This is a genomic window from Fulvimarina uroteuthidis, assembly GCF_034321785.1.
In the GTDB taxonomy this organism is placed as follows: Bacteria; Pseudomonadota; Alphaproteobacteria; order Rhizobiales; family Rhizobiaceae; genus Fulvimarina; species Fulvimarina uroteuthidis.
Genome location: NZ_JAXLPB010000002.1, coordinates 755,314 through 773,581, shown reverse-complemented (window position 1 = coordinate 773,581; position 18,268 = coordinate 755,314). Strand labels below are relative to the sequence as shown.

The window sequence follows — 18,268 nt, the reverse complement described above, 5'->3', positions numbered from 1 at the left end:
CGTCGCTCGACCAACCCAATCTTCACGTCTTGCTGTCAGTCTTGCAGCATCATCCCTTTTTCGATCGGTTTCCCATGGACACCTACGGAAACACCCTTGATCGCCGATCGGCGAGATTGTCGTCGCGGCTTCAGAGTCACGCCCAGGATCTCGCCGTTTCGGCCCTGGTGGAGCGGCTTCTTGCCGGTCGCACCCGGCATATCCGCCTCGAAGGCGAGCTGCGCGACCTCTTCCGGGAGCGCACATGGTCGCAATCGGCCAAGATCATCCGCTCCTGGATGATCTGGGTGGCGATCCTCAACGTCGCGACGATCGTGCTGAATACACTGATGCTCCCGCAGTTCGTGACCCCGCCGTCCGTTCTGGCCCTGAGCCTGGTCCCGGTCGCCGTGTGCGGGGTCCTGTTCGTCTGGCGCAAGCCGCGCACCTACCGGATCCAGTGCGCGTCCCTCGTGCTGGGAATGTTCGTCATCCTGTTTTCGATCGCCCTGGCCGGCTGGGTCTCGGGCGGCACGTTTCACGAGCGCTATCTCAGCGTCATGCTGTTCGTGGCGACCACCGGCATCATCATCTTCGGCATTCCGGTTGCGTATACGACCGCGATCGCCGCCCTTGCGGTGGCGCTCTACTTGACGTTCCAGTTGCTGAATCCGGATCTCGACATCTGGGGCGCCGTGTCGAGCGCGCTGTTCTTCGCCAGCGGCATCGTCGCGATCGTCGTCGCCAAACGCACGATCACGATCCTGGCGCACAAGACCTTTCTGCTCGAGCTTCGCGACAAGCAGCGGGTCGCCGAACTCGCACAGGCCAACGATCGGCTCGAACGCCTCGCGCGGGTCGACCCGCTGACGGGCACGGCGAACCGGCGCTGGATGGGCGAAATTCTCGACGCCTTGTGGAGTGCGCCCGAAGGCGACCTGTCCGGCACCGCCATGCTGATGTGCGACGTCGACCATTTCAAGGGTCTCAACGACCGGTTCGGCCATCTCGAAGGCGACCGATGCCTGGTCGAGGTCGCCCGCATTCTTCAGGCCTGCGTCGAGGCCGATCGCGATCAGGTGGCGCGTTATGGCGGCGAGGAATTTCTGGTTCTGCTTCGCGGCGACGACGACCGGCGTGCCCTGACGGTCGCCGAGGACATCCGCCGGGCGATCGAGGCGGCGGCGATTCCCAATCCGGCCTCCTCCATATCGGCGCACGTGACCGTGAGTATCGGCGTCGCCGTTCTGCATTCCGATGCACGCGACGTTTCGCCCGAACAGCTCCAGCGGCAAGCCGACAATGCGCTCTATGTCGCCAAGGCGACAGGCCGCAATCGCGTGGAGTTCGCCGCGTCGGCCCTGCGCCGGCCCCGTTGAGACGCACCCGTCCGCTCGGCGGGACAGGTGCGGGTTCACGTCATCCGGAGAGCGGCCGATCCCCCAGCGTCAGGCATCGCGCCGCATGATCCACTCGACCTCGGGGGCCGCGACGAAGCGCCATTTCCGCAACGGACCCGCCATCACGTTGAGATAGTACATTTCGAAGCCGTGCGGCGCACCGCACGGGTGATGGCCCCGGGGCACGCAGACGACGTCGCCGTCGCGCACGGCCATCACCTCGTCGAGCGAGCCGTCGTCGGTGTAGACGCGCTGGACGCCGAAGCCGGATGCCGGATCGAGGCGATGATAATAGGTCTCCTCGAGATAGGTGATGCGCGGAAAATCATCCTCGTCGTGCCGGTGCGAGGGGTAGGACGACCAGTGGCCGGCCGGCGTGAACACTTCGGTGACGAGAAGGCTGTCGCAATAATCCTCGTTCTCCATGGCGATATTGTTGATGTAGCGCGTGTTCGTGCCCTTGCCGCGTTCCGCGAGGGTGATGCCGTCCGGGCCGATGCGACGGGCCTCGTGGCCGCCGGAACCGGGGGCGGAGCACACGCCGATCACGCAGTCGGTCGTCGCCTCGGCGGACCAGTCCGTTCCGTTCGGCAGGTAGAGACAATGGGGCGGCGTCTTCTCGAACACGCTCATGCGCTCGCCGAGTTCGCCCCATGTCCGGCCCGCGCCGGACAGCACCGCCCTGCCCTCGATCATGACGAGAATGACCTCGCGGCCGCCCGTCGCCTCGGCCGCCGTTTCGCCGGCGCGCAGACGGTAGAGCGAGAAGCCGACATAGCGCCAGCCGGCGCTTTCCGGCGTGATCTCATGGACCTTGCCGTGGGTCCCGAAGGGCTTTTTCTGAAGATGGCTCATCGTTCGTCCTTCTCGGTTCTGGCGGGCCGATCGGCCTGTCCCGCCTTGGCGCCGCGATGCAGAAACAACGCCCAAACGCCCATCGCGAAGAATATGAGGGCCCAGCCCGGATTGCCGGTGTAGAGCTCGAAGCCACTCCAGGACAGGGTCGCGGCGGAGACGAGCAATCGCCGCCACAGCGGCTTGAACCAATTATGGGATGCGTCGATCATCAGGCGGGAACCAGCCCCACGCGACGGGCGGCGTCCTTCAGGGCTTCGAGGCCCATGCGCTGGTAGTGGAGCGGGTTGCGGACCGCGCTGTCCTGTTCGGCCTCGATGACGATCCAGCCGGAATAGCCCGCCTCGGCCGCCGCCGTCAGGACCGGCTCGAACGCGACCATGCCCTCCGGATCGCCCGGCACGGTGAAGATGCCCTGCCGCACGGCCTCAAGGAACGACAGCCGGTCCTCGCGAAGCCGTTCCAGGAACGCCGGGCGGATGTTCTTGCAATGGATGTGGCCGACCCGGTCCATGTATTTGCGGGCGATCTCCGCCGGGTCCGCCCCCCCGACCGTGCAATGGCCGGTGTCCAGAAGAAGCAGGGTATCGGGGCCCGCGGCCGCCATGAACCGGTCGATATCGTCGGCGCTCTCGATCACCGTTCCGGTATGGTGATGATAGCAGAATCTGAGGCCCTGCCGGGTGGCGTGGCTGGCCAGCGCGTTGACCGTCTCCATGAACCGCTCCCACTGCGCGTCCGACATGGTCGGCCTGTCGTTGGCCGCCGCCTCGTCATTGCCGTGCACGGTGTTGGAGCATTCGCATACGATGATGACGTCGGAGCCGGCCTTGCGGGTCATGTCGATATGAACGTCCATCGCCGCCATCTCGCTTTCGAGCGTTGCGCCGGGTGCGAGAATGTTGAGCGAGTGCCAACCGCCGACGAACTTGAGGCCGTACCCCGCAAGGACCGCCTTGAGCTCCGTGCCGTCCGAGGGCATCTTATGACCCTTCTCGATGCCGTCGAACCCGATGCTGCGGCAATCGTCGAGGCATTCGTCCAGCGAGATGTGATCGCCGATCGACCAGTCGTCGTCGTTGGACCAGGCGATGGGGTTGGTTCCGAAAAGGATCATGGGTTCGTCCGTTGGATGAAGGGCTGGGATGAAAGGCGGCTGCGGGCGGGCGGCCGCGCGCGGGGCTCGTCACCCGCCGGCGCGCGCCGCCAGTTGGCGCTCATAGGCCTTGCGGGCCGTCTGGACCTCCTCGCGCGTCGACACTTCCGGCACCGCCACGTCCCACCAATGGCCGCCATCGGGTGTCGAGGGATAGGGATCGGTGTCGATCACCACGACATGGGGGCCGTCGACGGACTTGCCGGCCGCGAGCGCTTCCTCGAGTTCGGCGAGCGAGCCGACATGGCGGGCGGTCGCGCCCATCGAGGCGGCATGGGCCGCGAAATCGATGGCCGAGTGCTCGCCGCCAAAACTGTTCTTCAGGAGATTGTTGAACTCCGCCCCGCCGGTCGCCTGCTGCAGCCGGTTGATGCAGCCATAGCCGCGATTGTCGGTGACGACGATGGTGATCTTGCATTTGAGCATGGCCGCCGTCGCGAGCTCGGAATTCGCCATCATGTAGCTGCCGTCGCCGATCATGCAGACGACGTCCCGCTCGGGCTCGGCCATCTTGATGCCGAGCGCGCCGGCGATCTCGTAGCCCATGCAGGAGAATCCGTATTCCATGTGATAGGCGCCGGGGCGCGGCGCCTTCCACAGCTTGTGGAGTTCGCCCGGCATGGTGCCGGCCGCGCACATGACGACGGTATCGGGACCGCTCGCCCGCTGCACCGCGCCGATCACCTGGGCGTCGGTCGCCAGGGCGTTGGTGCCGGTCTCGTCCGGCGCATCGGTCAAGGGATCGACGCGCGCGAACCAATCGGCCTTCAGGGACGCGGACGGCGCCTCGAACGCCAGGTCGCCGAGGGCGGCGGACAATGTGTCGAGACCCACCAGCGCATCGCAGCACAAGGGTTCGGCCCCGTGCTTCATGGCGTCGTAGGCCGCGACATTGAGGCTGACGAGCGTTCGCTCCGGGTTCTGGAAGAGGTTCCACGAGCCCGTCGTGAAGTCCTGGAAGCGGGTGCCGACGCCCAGCACCAGATCGGCCCCGGCACACACGGTGTTTGCGCTGGCCGCGCCGGTCACGCCGACCGGGCCGAGATTCAACGGATGGTCCCAGGAAAGCGCCGATTTGCCGGCCTGGCTTTCGACCACCGGGACGCGGTGCTTCTCGGCGAAGGCCTGAAGGGCGGCGCTCGCCCCGGCATAATGCACGCCGCCGCCCGCCACGATGACCGGTGTCTTCGCCGAGCGCAGCAGCGCGGCGATGCGGTCGGTCTCCACGGGATCGGGATGGGGCCTGCGGAAACGCCAGGTGCGGGGCGCAAAGAAGCTGTTCGGGTAATCGTAGGCCTCGGCCTGCACGTCCTGGCAGAAGGAGAGGCAGACCGGGCCGCAATCGGCCGGATCGGTCATCGTGCGAAACGCGCGGGGAAGCGCCGTCATGATCTGCTCGGGCCGGGTGATGCGGTCGAAATAGCGGGTGACGGGCCGGAAGCAGTCATTGACCGAAACTGTGCCGTCGCCGAAATCCTCCACCTGCTGCAGCACCGGATCGGGACCGCGATTGGCGAAGACGTCGCCCGGTATCATCAGGAGCGGCAGGCGGTTGACATGGGCAAGGCCGGCCGCGGTCACCATGTTCAGGGCGCCGGGGCCGATCGAGGAGGTCACGGCCATGGCGCGCCGACGCCCGGACTGCTTGGCGTAGGCGATCGCCGCATGACACATGGTCTGCTCGTTGTGGCCGCGATAGGTCTGGAGCGTCTCGCGTTCGGCATGGAGCGCCTCGCCGATGCCGGCGACATTGCCATGGCCGAAGATCGCCCAGACGCCGGCGAGGAACGGTTCGCCGTCCTCGTTCATCTGGACGGCGAGATATTTCATCATCGCCTGCGCGGCAGTGAGACGGATCGTGGTCATCGTGGCGCAACTCCCTTGGCGCGGACGGCTCCCCACAGGTCGCACAGCCGGCCATATTTCGCTTTCATCGCCGCCACCGCCTGCCTGTCGTCGATGCGGCCGGCGAACCAGTCGCGGGCGGCCTCGCCGAAGATCGTGCGACCGACCGCGAACCCCTTGACCAGCGGGAACGCGGCAGCGAGCGCGAAGCTCTCCTTCAGGTCTTCCTCGGGCGCGTCGAGCCCCAGCATCACGATCCCCCGCGTATGGCGATCGTTGCGCTCGATGGCGTCGCACGCGTTCTGCCAGGCGGCCCTCGTCTTGAACGGCTCCAGTTTCCACCAGTCGGGATAGATCCCGGCATCGTAGAAGCGCTGGATGACCTTCGGCGTCGTCTCGTCGTCGACCGGGCCGATGCGCGAGGGAATGACCTCGAGCAGGAATTCCAGGCCGTTGCGCCGGGCCGCATGGAACAGGCGCGTCACGCTCGCGATATGGTCGTGCCATGTCGCCTCCTCATCGTCCGGATGGGGAAAGCAGAGGCATTTGACGAAATGCTCCTTCGGCCACTCGGCAAGGCCGCCGCAATCGGGACCGAGTTCGGGCTCGAAGGTGAGCGGGATCGATCCCGGCCACTCGGCGGGGCGGGCGATGAAGAGCCCGTGTCCGGCGGCGCGATGCAGCGCACGGCGCCCGAGGCGTCCGTCGCACAGAATGCCGTGGCCGGGACGGTCGCCCGCCTGCGCCAGCGCCGCCGCGAGGCACAGCTCCTTGAACGCGCCGATCGCCTGTGGGGTCGCGCCTTCCATCTCCTCCATCTGCAGACGATGGTCGAAGGCGAAGACGCGCACGTCCGGCCAGGCGCCCTTGCGGGTCGTCGACCAGTGGATCTGCTCGAGTTCGGCGTCCTTGCGCAGCGCCTTTTCCCGCACGCCGCGCGCGAGGAAGAATTCGAGTTCGGCCAAAGAGGGATAGGCCGGAGTGCAGCCATGGCGCGAGACGGCGAACGCGCCGCAGGCATTGGCGTATTCGAGTGCCGTCGGCCACGGCTTCCCGTCCAGCCACCCCTTCAGCAGGCCCGACATGAAACCGTCGCCGGCGCCGAGCACGTTGAAGACTTCGATCGGAAAGCCGGGGCCGGCCTCGCCCTCGTCGAGGCTGTCCGGGATCGCGCCCGCGAAGGCGGCCGCCCCCGCAGCGCCGCGCTTGCACACCAGCGTTGCGGCGGACACGGCCCGGACCGCCTTGAGCGCCGCGATCGTGTCGGTGGTGCCGCCGGCGATGTGGAATTCCTCTTCCGTCCCGACGATGAGATCGAAAAGATGCAAGGTCGACTGGAGCTTGCGCGTCACCGCATCGGAGGCGATGAAGCGTTCCTGACCGGCATCGTGGCCGGCCAGGCCCCAGAGGTTCGGCCGGTAGTCGATGTCGAGCGCGGTTCGCGCGCCGTGCCTGCGGGCAAGCGCGAGGGCCTTCAGAACGGCCGCCTCGGTGCGGGCGTTGCTGAGATGGGTACCGGTCGCCACGACCGCGCGCGCGCGCGCGATGAAGGCCTCGTCGATATCGTCCTCGCACAGCGCCATGTCGGCGCAGTTTTCGCGGTAGAAGATGAGCGGGAACCGGTCCTCGTCGCGAATGCCGAGGAGGACGAGCGCGGTCAACCGATCGGGGTCGGTGACGACGCCCGTCGTGTCGACGCCCTCGCGGGCAAGTTCCTCGCGAAGGAACCGGCCCATGGGCTCGTCGCCGACGCGGGTGAGGAGCGCCGAGCGGAGGCCGAGCCGCGCGGTGCCGGTCGCCATGTTGGTCGGCGAGCCGCCGACATATTTGTCGAAGGAGCGCATGTCCTCCAGGCGTCCGCCCACCTGCGCCCCGTACAGATCGACGGAGGACCGCCCGATGGTGATGAGGTCGAGATCCTTTGCCGCCATCAGACCGTCCCTTCCGCAGAGCCCTTGACGGTGGCCATTTCGAGGCCGCCGGCCATCATGTCCTGCAGCTCGTTGCCGGTGATCTCGCCACGCCTGGCCGTGCCGAGGGTCTTTCCCCGGTTGAGCACGGTGAACCGGTCGCCGACCGCCAGCGCATGGCGGACATTGTGGGTGACGAATTGGACACGTCGGAGCCCGAATTCATGGAAATGACCGGAATGCCGGCCTCGACGGCGCGCGTGACCGCGGCCTCGATGAGCCGACTCATCTGCACCATGTCGAAGGTCTCGGGCGAGCCGTAGTCGACGCTGGCGCCGGTATCCTTGGCGGCCTGATCGACGCCGTTCTTGACGACCGACCAGAACGGATCGGTGGCCTGGCCGTGCGAGACGACGATGATCTCCTGCGCGACGGCCGGCCCGGCAAGGGCGACGGTGGCCGCGACGACGCCTGTCTTCAAAAGATTGTTCATGTTTCCTCGCGTTGGATGACCGATCGGCAGCCGCGTCGACCCGCGCAATGCCCGCGCCGGACGGTGCGTGCTCCAAACCGCTTTCTCCCGACGTTTTGGAACATAAATTCTATTTATTGCGATCGCTCGCGGGCAGTCAAGGCGTTTTCTTTGCGCAGGCCCCCGACCGCAACGGCAAGCGAGGTGGCGAGCGCCATCGCCGCGCTCGGCGAGCGCAGGCCCGCGACCTCGACCTCGCGCGCGACCATCAGAATGTCCGCGAAATCGGCGAGCGGGCAGGCGGTCGTATCGCTGAGGGCGAGAACCGGGACGCCGCGCGCCTTCGCCTTCGCGGCCAGGTCGAGGGTCTCCTGCGAAAACGGCGCGAAGGTCACGGCAAGGAGCGCGTCGTCCCTGCCCATCGCGTGGACGCTGTCGATCTGGCCGGAGCTTTGGTGCAGCATCGAGGCGACGCCCATCTTGTCGAAGAGATAGGCCAGATAGACGACCACCGCGAACGCACGGCGAAGCCCGATGAGATGGATGGTGCGCGCGCCGGCGAGCGTCTCGGCCGCCGACTGCAACTGCCTGCTGTCGATCCCGTTCGACAGATCGATCAGTGATCTGACGCCGGCTTCGGCGAACTGGGACGCAAGATGACCGGCCCGCGTCGCCCCCTCGGCCCCGAGCCGCGACAGCCGCTCCGTATAATCGGGCCGCGATTGGGCGTAGTCCGCCCGGAACAGGGCCTGCATCTGCGAGAAGCCGGAAAATCCCAACGCCTGGCAGAACCGAATGAAGGCCGATGCGGGAACGCCCGCGTCCTTCGCCAGATCGGCGATGGTCGAGACCGCGACGAGATGGAGATTGGCGCGCAGGAACGTCGCGCACTGCTTCAGCCGCTTGGGCAGCCGTTCGCCCCGGCGGTCCAGCGCCTCGATGAGCGCGTCCACCGTCTGCGGAGGCTGGCTCGCCCCATCGCCTCTCTCGTCCATGCAACGTCTCCCGGCTTGACAGGTGAGCCCGGTCGAAGCATACCATCTTGGAATATATATTCCACAATAATGGGACGATTCGAACAGGTTCGATGCAGGGATTATGGAAGCCGGGCTCGCGCGTAAAGCGCCCGGCCTCGCTCGCACCGATGCTTCGAGCCCGTCCCGCCCCCACCACCCTGTCCGTTCATGGCCGGACGATCGGCACCGGATCGCTTCTGCGAGCCCCCGAAAGGGATGCCGGCCGGCATGCCACCCATCCTCATAACCCTTTGAGAAAGTCCTCCTCCATGAAAGTCGCACTCTTCGGCGCCGGCCGCATCGGCACGGTGCATGCCGCCTCCATCCGCCTCGATCCGCGCTGCGAACTGGTCGCCGTCACCGACGTCGTGGCCGAGGCGGCCGAAGCGCTCGCCGCGCAGCATGCGATCGCCGTGAAAAACCCCGAGGAGATTCTGGGCGACCGGTCGATCGACGCGATCCTCATCGCCTCCTCGACCAACACCCATGCCGACCTCATCGAAAAGGGTGTCGCGGCGGGCAAGGCCGTGTTCTGCGAAAAGCCGATCGATCTCGACCTCGCCCGCGCCCGGACGGTCCAGGCGATCGCCGCGAAGGCCGACAAGCCGATCATGCTCGGCTTCAACCGCCGCTTCGACCCGAACTTTTCCGCCCTGAAGGCCGCGTTTTCCGGCGGCGAGATCGGCAAGGGCGAGATGCTGGCCGTCACCTCCTACGATCCCGGCCCGCCGCCGGTCTCCTACATCAAGGTCTCGGGTGGCCTGTTCCGCGACATGATGATCCACGATTTCGACATCTGCGCCTGGCTGTTCGGCATGCCGAAATTCGTGACGGCCTCCGCATCGTGCCTCGTCGACCCCGAGATCGGCGAGGCGGGAGACGTCGACACCGCCGTCGTGACGCTCGATTATGCCGATGGCCGCATCGCGACCATCCGCAATTCGCGCCGCGCGATCTACGGCTACGACCAGCGCATCGAGCTTCTCGGCTCCGACGGCATGATCGAGGCACGGAACGTTCTGGAAAACACCGTCGCGAAATCGACCGCGGCCGGCACCGTGTCGGCCAAGCCCGTCCTGTTCTTCCTGGAGCGCTACATGCGCGCCTACGCCATCGAATGGTCGGCCTTCGTCGATGCGGTCCTGGACGGCAAGCCGGTTCCGGCCAGCGTCGCGGACGGCGTCAACGCGCTGGCGCTCGCCGAGGCCGCCAACATCTCGCTGAAGGAAGGACGCCGGATCGAGATCACGGCGGACATGACCGGCCGATGACGATGCCCCATCCCGTTTCCGCTGGGACGCCGGTCCCTCGCTTCGATCTGGCCGTCTGTGCCGAAATGATCTGGCGCGACAGGCCGATGGAATGGCGTGTGAAGCGGCTGGCCGAGCGCGGTTTCGCCGTGGGTCTGTGGAACTTTCCCGACCACGACCTTGCCGCGCTGGAGCGATCGGGCGCCCGGTTCTCGATCATGAACGGCTATCTGCACGGACGCCTTGCGGACGCGGACGGCGCAGCCGAGCTGCTTGCAAGCGCACGAAAGACCGCGGCGGTCGGCAAGCGTCTCGGGGTCGCCCGTCTCAACCTGCACGGCACCGGTCTCGGCGACGGCGGCCTTCCCGTCGTGCCGTGCCAGGCGGCAACCGGCGCGATGTGGCTGAAAGCCGCCGATACCCTGCGGCGGATCGCCGATCTCGCCGACGAGCTGGGCGTCGTCTTCACGCTGGAGAACCTCAACACTCAGGTCGATCATCCGGGCGTGCCGTTCGCGCGCGCAGAGGAGACGATCGCCCTCGTCTCGCATGTCGATCGCCCCGGGCTGCGGTTGAACCTCGATCTCTATCATGCGCAGATCGGCGAAGGGAACCTGATCGCGCTTTGCCGGACGGCGCTGCCCTTTATCGGCGAAATCCAGGTCGCCGACGTTCCGGGCCGCATGGAGCCGGGAACCGGCGAGATCGCCTATCCGGCGATCGCGAACGCTCTCGTCGCCATGGACTATCGCGGCCCCGTGGGTATGGAAGCCTTCGCCAGCGGCGATCCGGAGATCGCCCTCGACCGCTTCGAGAGCGCCTTCACCGTCTAGCGCGCCGGGCGAACAAACAGTCTCAAGCGATGCTGAATTGCCGCCTCAGGCTGTAGCGCATGGTGCGTCCAGTCAGACGCGGCGATGCTCCGGCGATCTCTTCGATTCGACGCGTCTAGCTTCGAGAAATTCCCCTTCCGATCTTCGGACCGATGCTCCTGCGGCAGGTGCCGCCGATCGTCCGGCCGGCCCGTCCGTGGAAGAGTTGCCCAGGCCTCGAGACGGACTCCGCGTCAGCCCCGACCACCGCGCGGACCGACATCGCCTGCCATGGTCCAGATGGTGGAATCCACCTTGCCGCGAAGCTCGGGATACATGTCGTTGTCGAAGGTCGGCTCGAGGCCGGTCTTCTTCTGGGCGAAATAATCCTTCGTCAGCTTCACCACCGTGCCGGACAGAAGCAGAATGGCGATGAGGTTCAGCGTCGCCATCAGGCCCATGGAGGCGTCGGCCGCGTTGAACACGGTGCCGACCGATTCGATCGAGCCCCAGATGACCATGGCGAGCGCGCCGATGCGCACGAAGGCCATGCCGACCTTGCCGCCCGCGCCGAGAAAGGTCATCGCGTTCTCGGCATAGGACAGGTTGCCGATGATGGAGGTGAAGGCGAAGAAGAAGATCGCGATCGCCACGAAGATATTGCCCCAGGAGCCGATATGCGCCGTCAGCGCCGACTGGGTCAGGGTGATGCCGTCGGTTTCCTGGCCGGGCGTGTAGACCCCGGACAGGAGGATCATCAGCGCGGTCGCCGTACAGATCATGATCGTGTCGATGAACACGCCGAGGCCCTGGACGAGGCCTTGGCTCGACGGGTGATGCGGCTGGGGCGTGGCGACGGCGGCGATGTTCGGAGCCGAGCCCATGCCGGCCTCGTTCGAGAAGAGGCCACGCTTCACGCCGTTGAGGAGGGCCGCCATGATGCCGCCGGTGAGCCCGCCCGTCGCCTCGTCGAGGCCGAATGCGTTGAGGATGATGTACCCCAGCATCGCGGGCACTTCGGTGATGTGGACCGCGACGACGTAGAGGGCGACGAGGAGATAGGCGACCGCCATGAACGGCACGACGACCTCCGCCACGCGCGCGATCGAGCGGATGCCGCCGAACACGATGATGCCGGCAAGGATCGCGAGCCCGACGCCGATCCACAACCGGTCGAAGCCGAAGGCCTGCTCGGTGGCGCCGGCGATCGAGTTCGCCTGGACCGCGTTGAAGATCAGGCCGAAGGAAAGGATCAGCGCCACCGAAAACAGGCCGCCCATCCATGGAAGCCCGAGGCCCCGCGCCATGTAGAAGGCCGGTCCGCCGCGATACTGGCCGTCCTCGTTGCGGATCTTGTAGAGCTGGGCCAGCGTCGATTCGGCGTAGGCCGTCGCCATCCCGACCAGGGCGACCATCCACATCCAGAAGATCGCGCCGGGCCCGCCCAGCGTCAGCGCCACGGCGACGCCGGCCAGATTGCCGGTGCCGACGCGGCTGGCCAGCGACACGGTGAGCGCCTGCAGCGGCGAGATGCCGGCCTTGTCACCGGCGCGCGAGCCTTTGATGACCTTGAAGAATTCGGGGAAATGGCGGATCTGGATGAAGGCGAGGCGGACGGTGAAGTACAGGCCGACGGCCAGCAGGCCGTAGACGAGGACATAGCCCCAGAGGATCGAATTCAGGAAATCGACGATGGAGACGAAGCCCTCCACCAGGGGGTCCGGCGTCAAGTTTTCCAAGAGGCTGTTCCTTCAGCACGGATCGCGGGCCGTCCCGCCGGCCGCTCATCGCGCCAGTTGAACAAACCGGCGCTCTCCTGTCTACGCCGCATCCCCGGTTTTCCCCAAAGGCATGGCGCGCAGCCGGCTGGAAACGCAGCCCGAACGCCGCCGCCGGTCGGCGGCTCGCATGACCGTGCGCCTCGAGGGTTCCCGCGACCCCGCCGGGTGGCCCGATAAACCGGCAGCCCCTTTTTCGCCCGGCGCTGTGCCGCTCCTTAATCGACGCGCCGGGTGGCCCGAAAAACCGGTGGCCACTTTTTCGCCCGGCGCTTGTGAAAACGCAAAACGGGCGCGCTGCCCCTCGCAACGCGCCCGTCTCCTGCATGTCCCCAAACGAGAGCTTTCGCTCTTCGGCGCCGCCCCGAGTTCCCCAACCGGAGCTGCACCTCGTTCCCCTTGTCCGTTCAATATCCACCGAAAATCTTAAGACGACGTTAACGCCGTTGAATTGTCGCCGGGCGTCCTGATCTGATATCGGCGATGGCATGGTCGACGACCGGCGATCGCCGTCACGAGTTGGCCGCAACGAGAAGGACATCGCGCCTCATGTCTCCCCTGTCCCGGGCCACCGGATTCCGCCAGAGCGCGGCTGCCATCGCGCTCTTGATCGGCACGACGCTCACCGTCGGATCGGCGCTCCTCTTCCAGCACGTCGGCGGCTACATCCCGTGTGCGCTCTGTCTCGAACAGCGCACGCCCTATTACGTCGCCATCCCGATCGCGCTCGTGGCGGCGATCGCGGCGGCGGGCCGGGCAAGGCCCGTCCTCGTGCGCGGACTGCTTCTGGTTCTCGGCCTGGTCATGCTCTGGTCGCTCTATCTCGGCGTCTTCCATGCCGGCGTCGAATGGGGCTACTGGCCGGGGCCGGCCGAATGCGCGGGCGCCGCCGGCGGCGATCTGATGGGCGGGGATCTCCTTTCGACGATCGATGCGGTGCGCGCGCCCTCCTGCGATCAGGCGGCCGCCCGCTTCTTCGGTCTGTCCTTTGCCGGCTGGAACGCGGTCGCGTCCGCAATCTTGGCAAGCATCGCGCTTGCCGCGGCGTTCGCCCGCTCAGATCGCTTTGCAACGCTCGAACACTGAGGAACGACCAGGAGGCTCCGTCCATGATCACCGTCCACAGCCTTGCCTTTTCGCGCGCCGTGCGTGTCGTCTGGCTTCTCGAGGAGCTCGGCGAGACCTACGAGCTGAAGACCTATGCGCGCACCGAGGCCTATCGCGCGCCGCCGGCGCTCAAGGCGATCCACCCGCTCGGCAAGTCGCCGGTGATCGAGGATGGCGGGCTGGTGCTGGGCGAATCGGCGGCGATCCTGCGTTATGTGGACGGGCGATATGGCGGCCACCGCCATTCACCCGACCCGGGCACCGACGCCCATGCGATCCACGACGAGTGGCTCGACTTCGTCGAGGGATCGATGGCCCGTTCGGTGATCGCGGCCTTCTGGGCGAAGAAGAACGGCGGCGCGGTCGAGGAGAAGATGCGCACCGAGTACGCGACCATCATGGCCTATCTCGCCCGGACCCTTGCCGACCGGGATTTCCTGATGGGCGGGCGACCGATGCTCGCCGATATCCAGATCTCCTATCTTCTGGCCATGGCCGAGGCGTCCGGCGTCCTCGGCGACCATCCGGCGGTGCTGGCCTACTTCAAGCGGCTCGAGGCCATGGCGGGCCTGAGACGGGCGGTGGCAAGGACCGGCCCGATCATGCCCCCGCTCTGAGGCACGCGGCCGCGATCGGGCAACGAAGACGGCCGGCGGGAGCCCGCCGGCCTTCAGTTCACCCCGATGCGCCCGGCCTCAAGAACCGGCGTCAGCGCACGGGCGCGTCGCGAAGCTGCGGCTTTGCGGCCGGAGCCGGTTTGGCGAGCAGGAACAGGCCGAGGATGGCGGTCGCCCCGATCAGGTCGGTGACGAGGCCGGGATAGATCAGGGCCAGCGCTCCGCACAGGGCCATCAGGCGCATCCAGATCGGCAGGACCCGACGGAAATAGCCTTCCGCCGCGACCGCCAGCAGGAGGACGCCGCAAATGCTGGTGACGGCGACCCACAGGATGTTCCCGACCGTCGCGTCGATCATCAGCATGGCGTGGGAGAAGACGAACATGTAGGGCACGATGAAGCCGGCGATGGCCAGCTTCATGGCCTGCGCGCCCGTCGCGTTCGGGTCGCCGCCGGAAATGCCGGCGCCGGCATAGGCCGCGAGCGCCACCGGCGGCGTCAGATTGGCGAAGATGCCGAAGTAGAAGACGAACATGTGCGCGACGAAGATCGCCGTGTCGGTCGATCCCGCAAGCTCGGTGAAGAGCGGCAGCTTCAGGAGGATCGGCGCCGCCATCGTCGAGGTGATGATGTAGGTCGGGATCGAGGGCAGCCCCATGCCGAGGACGATCGAGGCGATCATGGTCAGGAACAGGGTGGCGAGCAGTTGAAGCGTGTCGTTGGGGATCGCGGCGCCGAGTTCGACGACGGCGTCGGCCGCCTCCAGCGCGATGCCCGTCAGGGTCGCGACACCGACGACGATGCCGACGGCACCGCAGGCGACCGCGACGGGGATCGAGGAGCGGACGCCGTCCGACATCGCATCGCGCAGGCTCGGAAAATCCATCACTTCGGGGATTTCGCCGATCCTGCGCCGTGCGATGTTGACGAGGATCGGGATCACGACCATCGCGATCAGCACGAAGCTGCCCGACCGGACATTGGGCATGTCGTAGCCCGAGACGAGCGCGGTGAGCTGCGGCTCGGCGATCAGGTAGCCCGACAGGAGCGCGACGAAGGCGACGACGCCGGGCGTGCCGCAGACGAGGACGGTGGCGGCGATCGACCAGAAGGCGGCGTAGAACGGGGCATAGCCCTCGAACAGGAGATAGATCAGCACGACCATCGGCACGAGGAGGTGGCCGCGTTCGGCGATCACCTGGCGGACCGGCGTCAGTTCCGACCGGGGAATGCCTTCGAGCCCGTTGCGCAGCGCGCGCAGGTGCACCTGCGCGAGGACGCCGAGATAGTAAAGAAGCGCCGGGATGATGCCGGCGAGAATGATCTGCGTGTAGGGAACCGACAGGACCTCGGCCATGATGAAGGCCGCGGCGCCCATGATGGGCGGCAGGATCTGGCCGCCGACGCTGGCCGCCGCTTCCACCGCACCGGCGAAGTTCGGCTTGTAGCCTGTCTTCTTCATGAGCGGGATGGTGAACGCCCCGGTGGTGACGACGTTGGCGATCGCCGACCCGTTGATCGAGCCGAGAAAGCCCGAGGCGATGACGGCGACCTTGGCCGGCCCGCCCTTGGAATGGCCCGCGACGGCGAGCGCCAGATCGTTGAAGAGCTGGCCGAGACCCGATTTCCCGAGAAACGCGCCGAACAGGATGAACAGGATGATGTAGCTCGCCGAAACGCCGATCGCGGTGCCGAGCAGTCCCTCGGTCAGATAGACGAGATGGGCCATCACCTGCCGGAACGTGGCGACGAAGATCGCCTGGTTGACCTCGGGATAGAAGGAGAGTTTTGCGTAGAAGCCGTAGGCCAGAAAGACGATGCAGAGGATCGTCAGGCCCCAGCCGGTGACGCGGCGCGCCGCATCGATGACGAGCAGGACCGCGACGAAGCCGATCACGGCGTCCAGGGTGGTGATCCGCCCGCCGGACGCGATGACCCGGTCGGCCACCACGAGCATGTAGACGAGCATGCCGAACGCGGCCGCCGCAAGGATCCAGTCGTAGAACGGCACGCGGTCGCGCGCCCCGGACGTCGTCAGCGGATAGAGAATGAAGGTCAGACCCAGAAGCACGTAGAGGTGGATCGAGCGCTGCGCCACGTCGACGAGCGGGCCGGAGACCGAGGTGTAGAGGTGGAACGCCGCCAGAGCCACGCACAGGACCGTGACGGCGAGCGCGATCGATCTGGGCAGCGCGTGACGGAACGCGCTCTCGCGGTCGTATTTTTCCAGTGTCTGGCGATCGACCGCCGGATCGTCCAGGTTCCCGACCCGCGTTTCCATGGCCTGCTTCTCGGTGCCCAATTCCTTGCCTCCAGGACGAATCATGTCGAATGCACGATGCCATCGACCCCATTGCACGCATCGTGCATCGAAATCGGCTCTTTGATTGCGAATGCCGGCGCTTGGCGCGGGGTCTATCCCTCGATGTCGAACGTCAGGATCCGGGGCTTGCCGTCGGGCGTCAGATCATAGACCCGATCCTTCCAGGTCAGGCGATAGGTTTCCTGCGGGGTCGCAAGCACCGCCAAGGGATCGACGATCCGGTCGATCCCGTCCATCACCACCCAGCCATCCTCGATCCGGGTCGTTTCGGCGCCCTCGGACGGGACGCCCGCGCCATAGGTCTTGAACCGGGTGGCGTGGATCTCGATCGCCCCGGCCGCCCCGATCCGGAAGGTTTCCTCCCAGGCCTCCTCCTCGACGGAGTGCACCCAGCCGAGGGTGAACATATCGCCGGCTTCTGCGGGAAAACGGAAGATCTCGCCGTCCGGACCTGCGACGACGAGCGCCAGGGGTGCCGCGGACGCTTGGCCGCCGGATTGGGCGCGGGGCTCGAAAGCGCCGGCGCCAGGACAAGGCAAGACGAAGGCCGCGGCGAGAAGGACCGCCGCGGCTTTTCGCTTCGCGAGCGCGCGCCTCGCCATAAGAAGCGCCATGCCCACGCGACCTTGCCCTATTGCGGGGCCGCCTCGCCGGCCGATGCGCCCGCCTCCGCATCGTAGAACTTCTGCGCGCCCGGATGGACCGGGGCGACGAGGCCCTCGTCCATCGTGGCCGGATCGAACTGGTTGAGCGCGCTGACGGACACGGTGCCCGACTTGAGATAGTCGCTGAACCGCTTGGCGAGCTCGCCGGCAAGGTCCTCGTCCATGGAGCCCGGCACCACCAGCATGTTGCGGATCGCAACGGTCGGAACGGCGCTGTCGAGGCCGTAGGCCTTCTCGTCGCCCGCCGGCAGCTCGTAGGTGACATAATAGGGATAGCTGTCGAGCAGCTTTTCCGCGATCTCGCCGTCGACCGGCACGAAGGTGACCTCGGACGACTGCATCAGGCCGGTGATCGAGGAGTTGGGGACGCCCGACGTGAAGAACGCGGCATCCAGCGTGCCGTTGCTCATCTCGGTCACGCTGTCGGCATATCCCGTGTGCGAGACGCGGGCCATGTCGTCATAGGACAGGCCGGCGGCCTCGAGCACCTTGCTCGCGCTCTGCTCGACGCCCGAGCCGACCTTGCCGACGCCGATGCGCTTGCCCTTGAGATCCTCGACCGAGGTGATGCCGCTGTCGCTCGTCGCGACGATCTGGACGACGTTGGGATAAAGACCCGCGATCGCCTTCAGATCGACCGGATTGCCCTCGAACTGGCCCCTGCCCTCGACTGCGTCGAAGGCGACGTCGCTCATGACGATGGCGACCTGGTTGAGACCGTCCTGGATGTTCTGGATGTTGGCGACGGATGCGCCGGTGGCGACCACCTGGACGTTGCCCACCTGATCGCTTTCCTCGAACACGCCCTTCAGCGCGCCGCCGATCGGATAGTACGAGCCCGACGTGCCGCCTGCTCCGAAAATGAGATTCTGCTCCTGGGCGCTCGCGCTGGTCGACAGGCCGGCGAAGGCGCCGAATGCGAGGGCCGCGGCAATGGCCAGCGGCATGGATGGTGCGGATCTGAGATGGGTCATGGGTCTGGTCGCCTCCCTGCGACAAGCTCGATCTGGCAAAAATCGTATCAAGGCAGGATACCGATCGAAGCCGGGGATGCAACGTGCGGCGGGCGAAAGTTTCGGGCGG

15 protein-coding genes and 2 pseudogenes are annotated in these 18,268 nt (G+C 66.6%); 5 read left to right on the top strand and 12 right to left on the bottom strand.

The genetic code is table 11. From position 1 onward, the window contains the following. Window positions 1-74: 74 nt before the first annotated feature. Complete coding sequence (locus tag U0C82_RS08455) at window positions 75-1,358, top strand: GGDEF domain-containing protein (protein ID WP_322186630.1); 1,284 nt, start codon at window positions 75-77, stop codon at window positions 1,356-1,358. Between the two features lie 69 nt (window positions 1,359-1,427). Here the strand turns inward: U0C82_RS08455 and iolB are convergent, their stop codons facing one another. From iolB to U0C82_RS08415, 8 genes and pseudogenes are all read right to left on the bottom strand, one after another. After that, on the bottom strand, window positions 1,428-2,234 hold the full coding sequence (gene iolB, locus U0C82_RS08450; RefSeq protein WP_322186629.1) for a 5-deoxy-glucuronate isomerase: 807 nt from the start codon (window positions 2,232-2,234) through the stop codon (window positions 1,428-1,430). Beyond that, entirely contained in the window at window positions 2,231-2,446 is a 216-nt protein-coding gene (locus tag U0C82_RS08445; RefSeq protein WP_322186628.1) for a hypothetical protein, read from the bottom strand. The genes iolB and U0C82_RS08445 overlap by 4 nt, the downstream gene beginning before the upstream one ends. Then, window positions 2,446-3,351: a myo-inosose-2 dehydratase gene (gene iolE, locus U0C82_RS08440; protein WP_322186627.1), complete on the bottom strand. Its 906-nt coding sequence runs from the start codon at window positions 3,349-3,351 to the stop codon at window positions 2,446-2,448. The genes U0C82_RS08445 and iolE overlap by 1 nt, the downstream gene beginning before the upstream one ends. Window positions 3,352-3,420: 69 nt before the next feature. Next, complete coding sequence (gene iolD / locus U0C82_RS08435; RefSeq protein ID WP_322186626.1) at window positions 3,421-5,256, bottom strand: 3D-(3,5/4)-trihydroxycyclohexane-1,2-dione acylhydrolase (decyclizing); 1,836 nt, start codon at window positions 5,254-5,256, stop codon at window positions 3,421-3,423. Beyond that, window positions 5,253-7,166: a bifunctional 5-dehydro-2-deoxygluconokinase/5-dehydro-2-deoxyphosphogluconate aldolase gene (locus U0C82_RS08430; protein WP_322186625.1), complete on the bottom strand. Its 1,914-nt coding sequence runs from the start codon at window positions 7,164-7,166 to the stop codon at window positions 5,253-5,255. Before U0C82_RS08430 ends, iolD begins: the two co-directional genes overlap by 4 nt. After that, window positions 7,166-7,351 (bottom strand): annotated as a pseudogene (locus U0C82_RS08425) (sugar ABC transporter ATP-binding protein); the annotation flags it as partial. The gene U0C82_RS08430 and the pseudogene U0C82_RS08425, both read right to left, overlap by 1 nt. Next, window positions 7,348-7,638: pseudogene (locus U0C82_RS08420) on the bottom strand (LacI family transcriptional regulator); the annotation flags it as partial. The pseudogenes U0C82_RS08425 and U0C82_RS08420, both read right to left, overlap by 4 nt. A gap of 113 nt (window positions 7,639-7,751) precedes the next feature. Further along, a complete protein-coding gene (locus U0C82_RS08415) occupies window positions 7,752-8,612 on the bottom strand; it encodes a MurR/RpiR family transcriptional regulator (protein ID WP_322186624.1) in 861 nt (286 codons plus the stop codon). A 290-nt stretch (window positions 8,613-8,902) separates the two neighbouring features. On the opposite strand from U0C82_RS08415, the gene iolG reads away from it, so the two are divergent. Continuing rightward, window positions 8,903-9,904, top strand: a complete 1,002-nt coding sequence (gene iolG, locus U0C82_RS08410; RefSeq protein ID WP_322186623.1) for an inositol 2-dehydrogenase — start codon at window positions 8,903-8,905, stop codon at window positions 9,902-9,904. After that, complete coding sequence (locus U0C82_RS08405; RefSeq protein WP_322186622.1) at window positions 9,901-10,716, top strand: TIM barrel protein; 816 nt, start codon at window positions 9,901-9,903, stop codon at window positions 10,714-10,716. Before iolG ends, U0C82_RS08405 begins: the two co-directional genes overlap by 4 nt. Before the next feature lie 233 nt (window positions 10,717-10,949). Here U0C82_RS08405 and U0C82_RS08400 read toward each other — a convergent pair whose 3' ends face one another. Beyond that, the gene (locus U0C82_RS08400) at window positions 10,950-12,434 is read right to left on the bottom strand and encodes an alanine/glycine:cation symporter family protein (protein WP_322186621.1); all 1,485 of its coding nucleotides are present in this window, start codon (window positions 12,432-12,434) and stop codon (window positions 10,950-10,952) included. Window positions 12,435-13,022: 588 nt separating this feature from the next. Between U0C82_RS08400 and U0C82_RS08395 the strand changes: the two genes are divergently transcribed. Together U0C82_RS08395 and U0C82_RS08390 are read left to right on the top strand one after the other, a co-directional pair. Then, window positions 13,023-13,559 carry a disulfide bond formation protein B gene (locus tag U0C82_RS08395; RefSeq protein ID WP_322186620.1) on the top strand — a complete coding sequence of 179 codons (537 nt, stop codon included), beginning with the start codon at window positions 13,023-13,025 and terminating at the stop codon, window positions 13,557-13,559. Window positions 13,560-13,582: 23 nt separating this feature from the next. Beyond that, window positions 13,583-14,197, top strand: a complete 615-nt coding sequence (locus U0C82_RS08390; RefSeq protein WP_322186619.1) for a glutathione S-transferase family protein — start codon at window positions 13,583-13,585, stop codon at window positions 14,195-14,197. 91 nt (window positions 14,198-14,288) lie between these two features. Here U0C82_RS08390 and U0C82_RS08385 read toward each other — a convergent pair whose 3' ends face one another. From U0C82_RS08385 to U0C82_RS08375, 3 genes are all read right to left on the bottom strand, one after another. Then, complete coding sequence (locus U0C82_RS08385; RefSeq protein ID WP_322186618.1) at window positions 14,289-16,523, bottom strand: TRAP transporter permease; 2,235 nt, start codon at window positions 16,521-16,523, stop codon at window positions 14,289-14,291. A gap of 89 nt (window positions 16,524-16,612) precedes the next feature. Further along, window positions 16,613-17,134, bottom strand: coding sequence for a DUF1850 domain-containing protein (locus U0C82_RS08380; RefSeq protein WP_322186617.1), 522 nt, complete (start codon window positions 17,132-17,134; stop codon window positions 16,613-16,615). A gap of 17 nt (window positions 17,135-17,151) precedes the next feature. Further along, window positions 17,152-18,159 carry a TAXI family TRAP transporter solute-binding subunit gene (locus tag U0C82_RS08375; RefSeq protein WP_322186616.1) on the bottom strand — a complete coding sequence of 336 codons (1,008 nt, stop codon included), beginning with the start codon at window positions 18,157-18,159 and terminating at the stop codon, window positions 17,152-17,154. Window positions 18,160-18,268 lie beyond the last annotated feature (109 nt).

Bases quoted from the DNA above. Each gene is read 5' to 3' on its own strand.
- U0C82_RS08455 (WP_322186630.1), top strand. From the start codon at position 75: ATGGACACCTACGGAAACACCCTTGATCGCCGATCGGCGAGATTGTCG.
- iolB (WP_322186629.1), bottom strand. From the start codon at position 2,234: ATGAGCCATCTTCAGAAAAAGCCCTTCGGGACCCACGGCAAGGTCCAT.
- U0C82_RS08445 (WP_322186628.1), bottom strand. From the start codon at position 2,446: ATGATCGACGCATCCCATAATTGGTTCAAGCCGCTGTGGCGGCGATTG.
- iolE (WP_322186627.1), bottom strand. From the start codon at position 3,351: ATGATCCTTTTCGGAACCAACCCCATCGCCTGGTCCAACGACGACGAC.
- iolD (WP_322186626.1), bottom strand. From the start codon at position 5,256: ATGACCACGATCCGTCTCACTGCCGCGCAGGCGATGATGAAATATCTC.
- U0C82_RS08430 (WP_322186625.1), bottom strand. From the start codon at position 7,166: ATGGCGGCAAAGGATCTCGACCTCATCACCATCGGGCGGTCCTCCGTC.
- U0C82_RS08415 (WP_322186624.1), bottom strand. From the start codon at position 8,612: ATGGACGAGAGAGGCGATGGGGCGAGCCAGCCTCCGCAGACGGTGGAC.
- iolG (WP_322186623.1), top strand. From the start codon at position 8,903: ATGAAAGTCGCACTCTTCGGCGCCGGCCGCATCGGCACGGTGCATGCC.
- U0C82_RS08405 (WP_322186622.1), top strand. From the start codon at position 9,901: ATGACGATGCCCCATCCCGTTTCCGCTGGGACGCCGGTCCCTCGCTTC.
- U0C82_RS08395 (WP_322186620.1), top strand. From the start codon at position 13,023: ATGTCTCCCCTGTCCCGGGCCACCGGATTCCGCCAGAGCGCGGCTGCC.
- U0C82_RS08390 (WP_322186619.1), top strand. From the start codon at position 13,583: ATGATCACCGTCCACAGCCTTGCCTTTTCGCGCGCCGTGCGTGTCGTC.
- U0C82_RS08385 (WP_322186618.1), bottom strand. From the start codon at position 16,523: ATGATTCGTCCTGGAGGCAAGGAATTGGGCACCGAGAAGCAGGCCATG.
- U0C82_RS08380 (WP_322186617.1), bottom strand. From the start codon at position 17,134: ATGGCGCTTCTTATGGCGAGGCGCGCGCTCGCGAAGCGAAAAGCCGCG.
- U0C82_RS08375 (WP_322186616.1), bottom strand. From the start codon at position 18,159: ATGACCCATCTCAGATCCGCACCATCCATGCCGCTGGCCATTGCCGCG.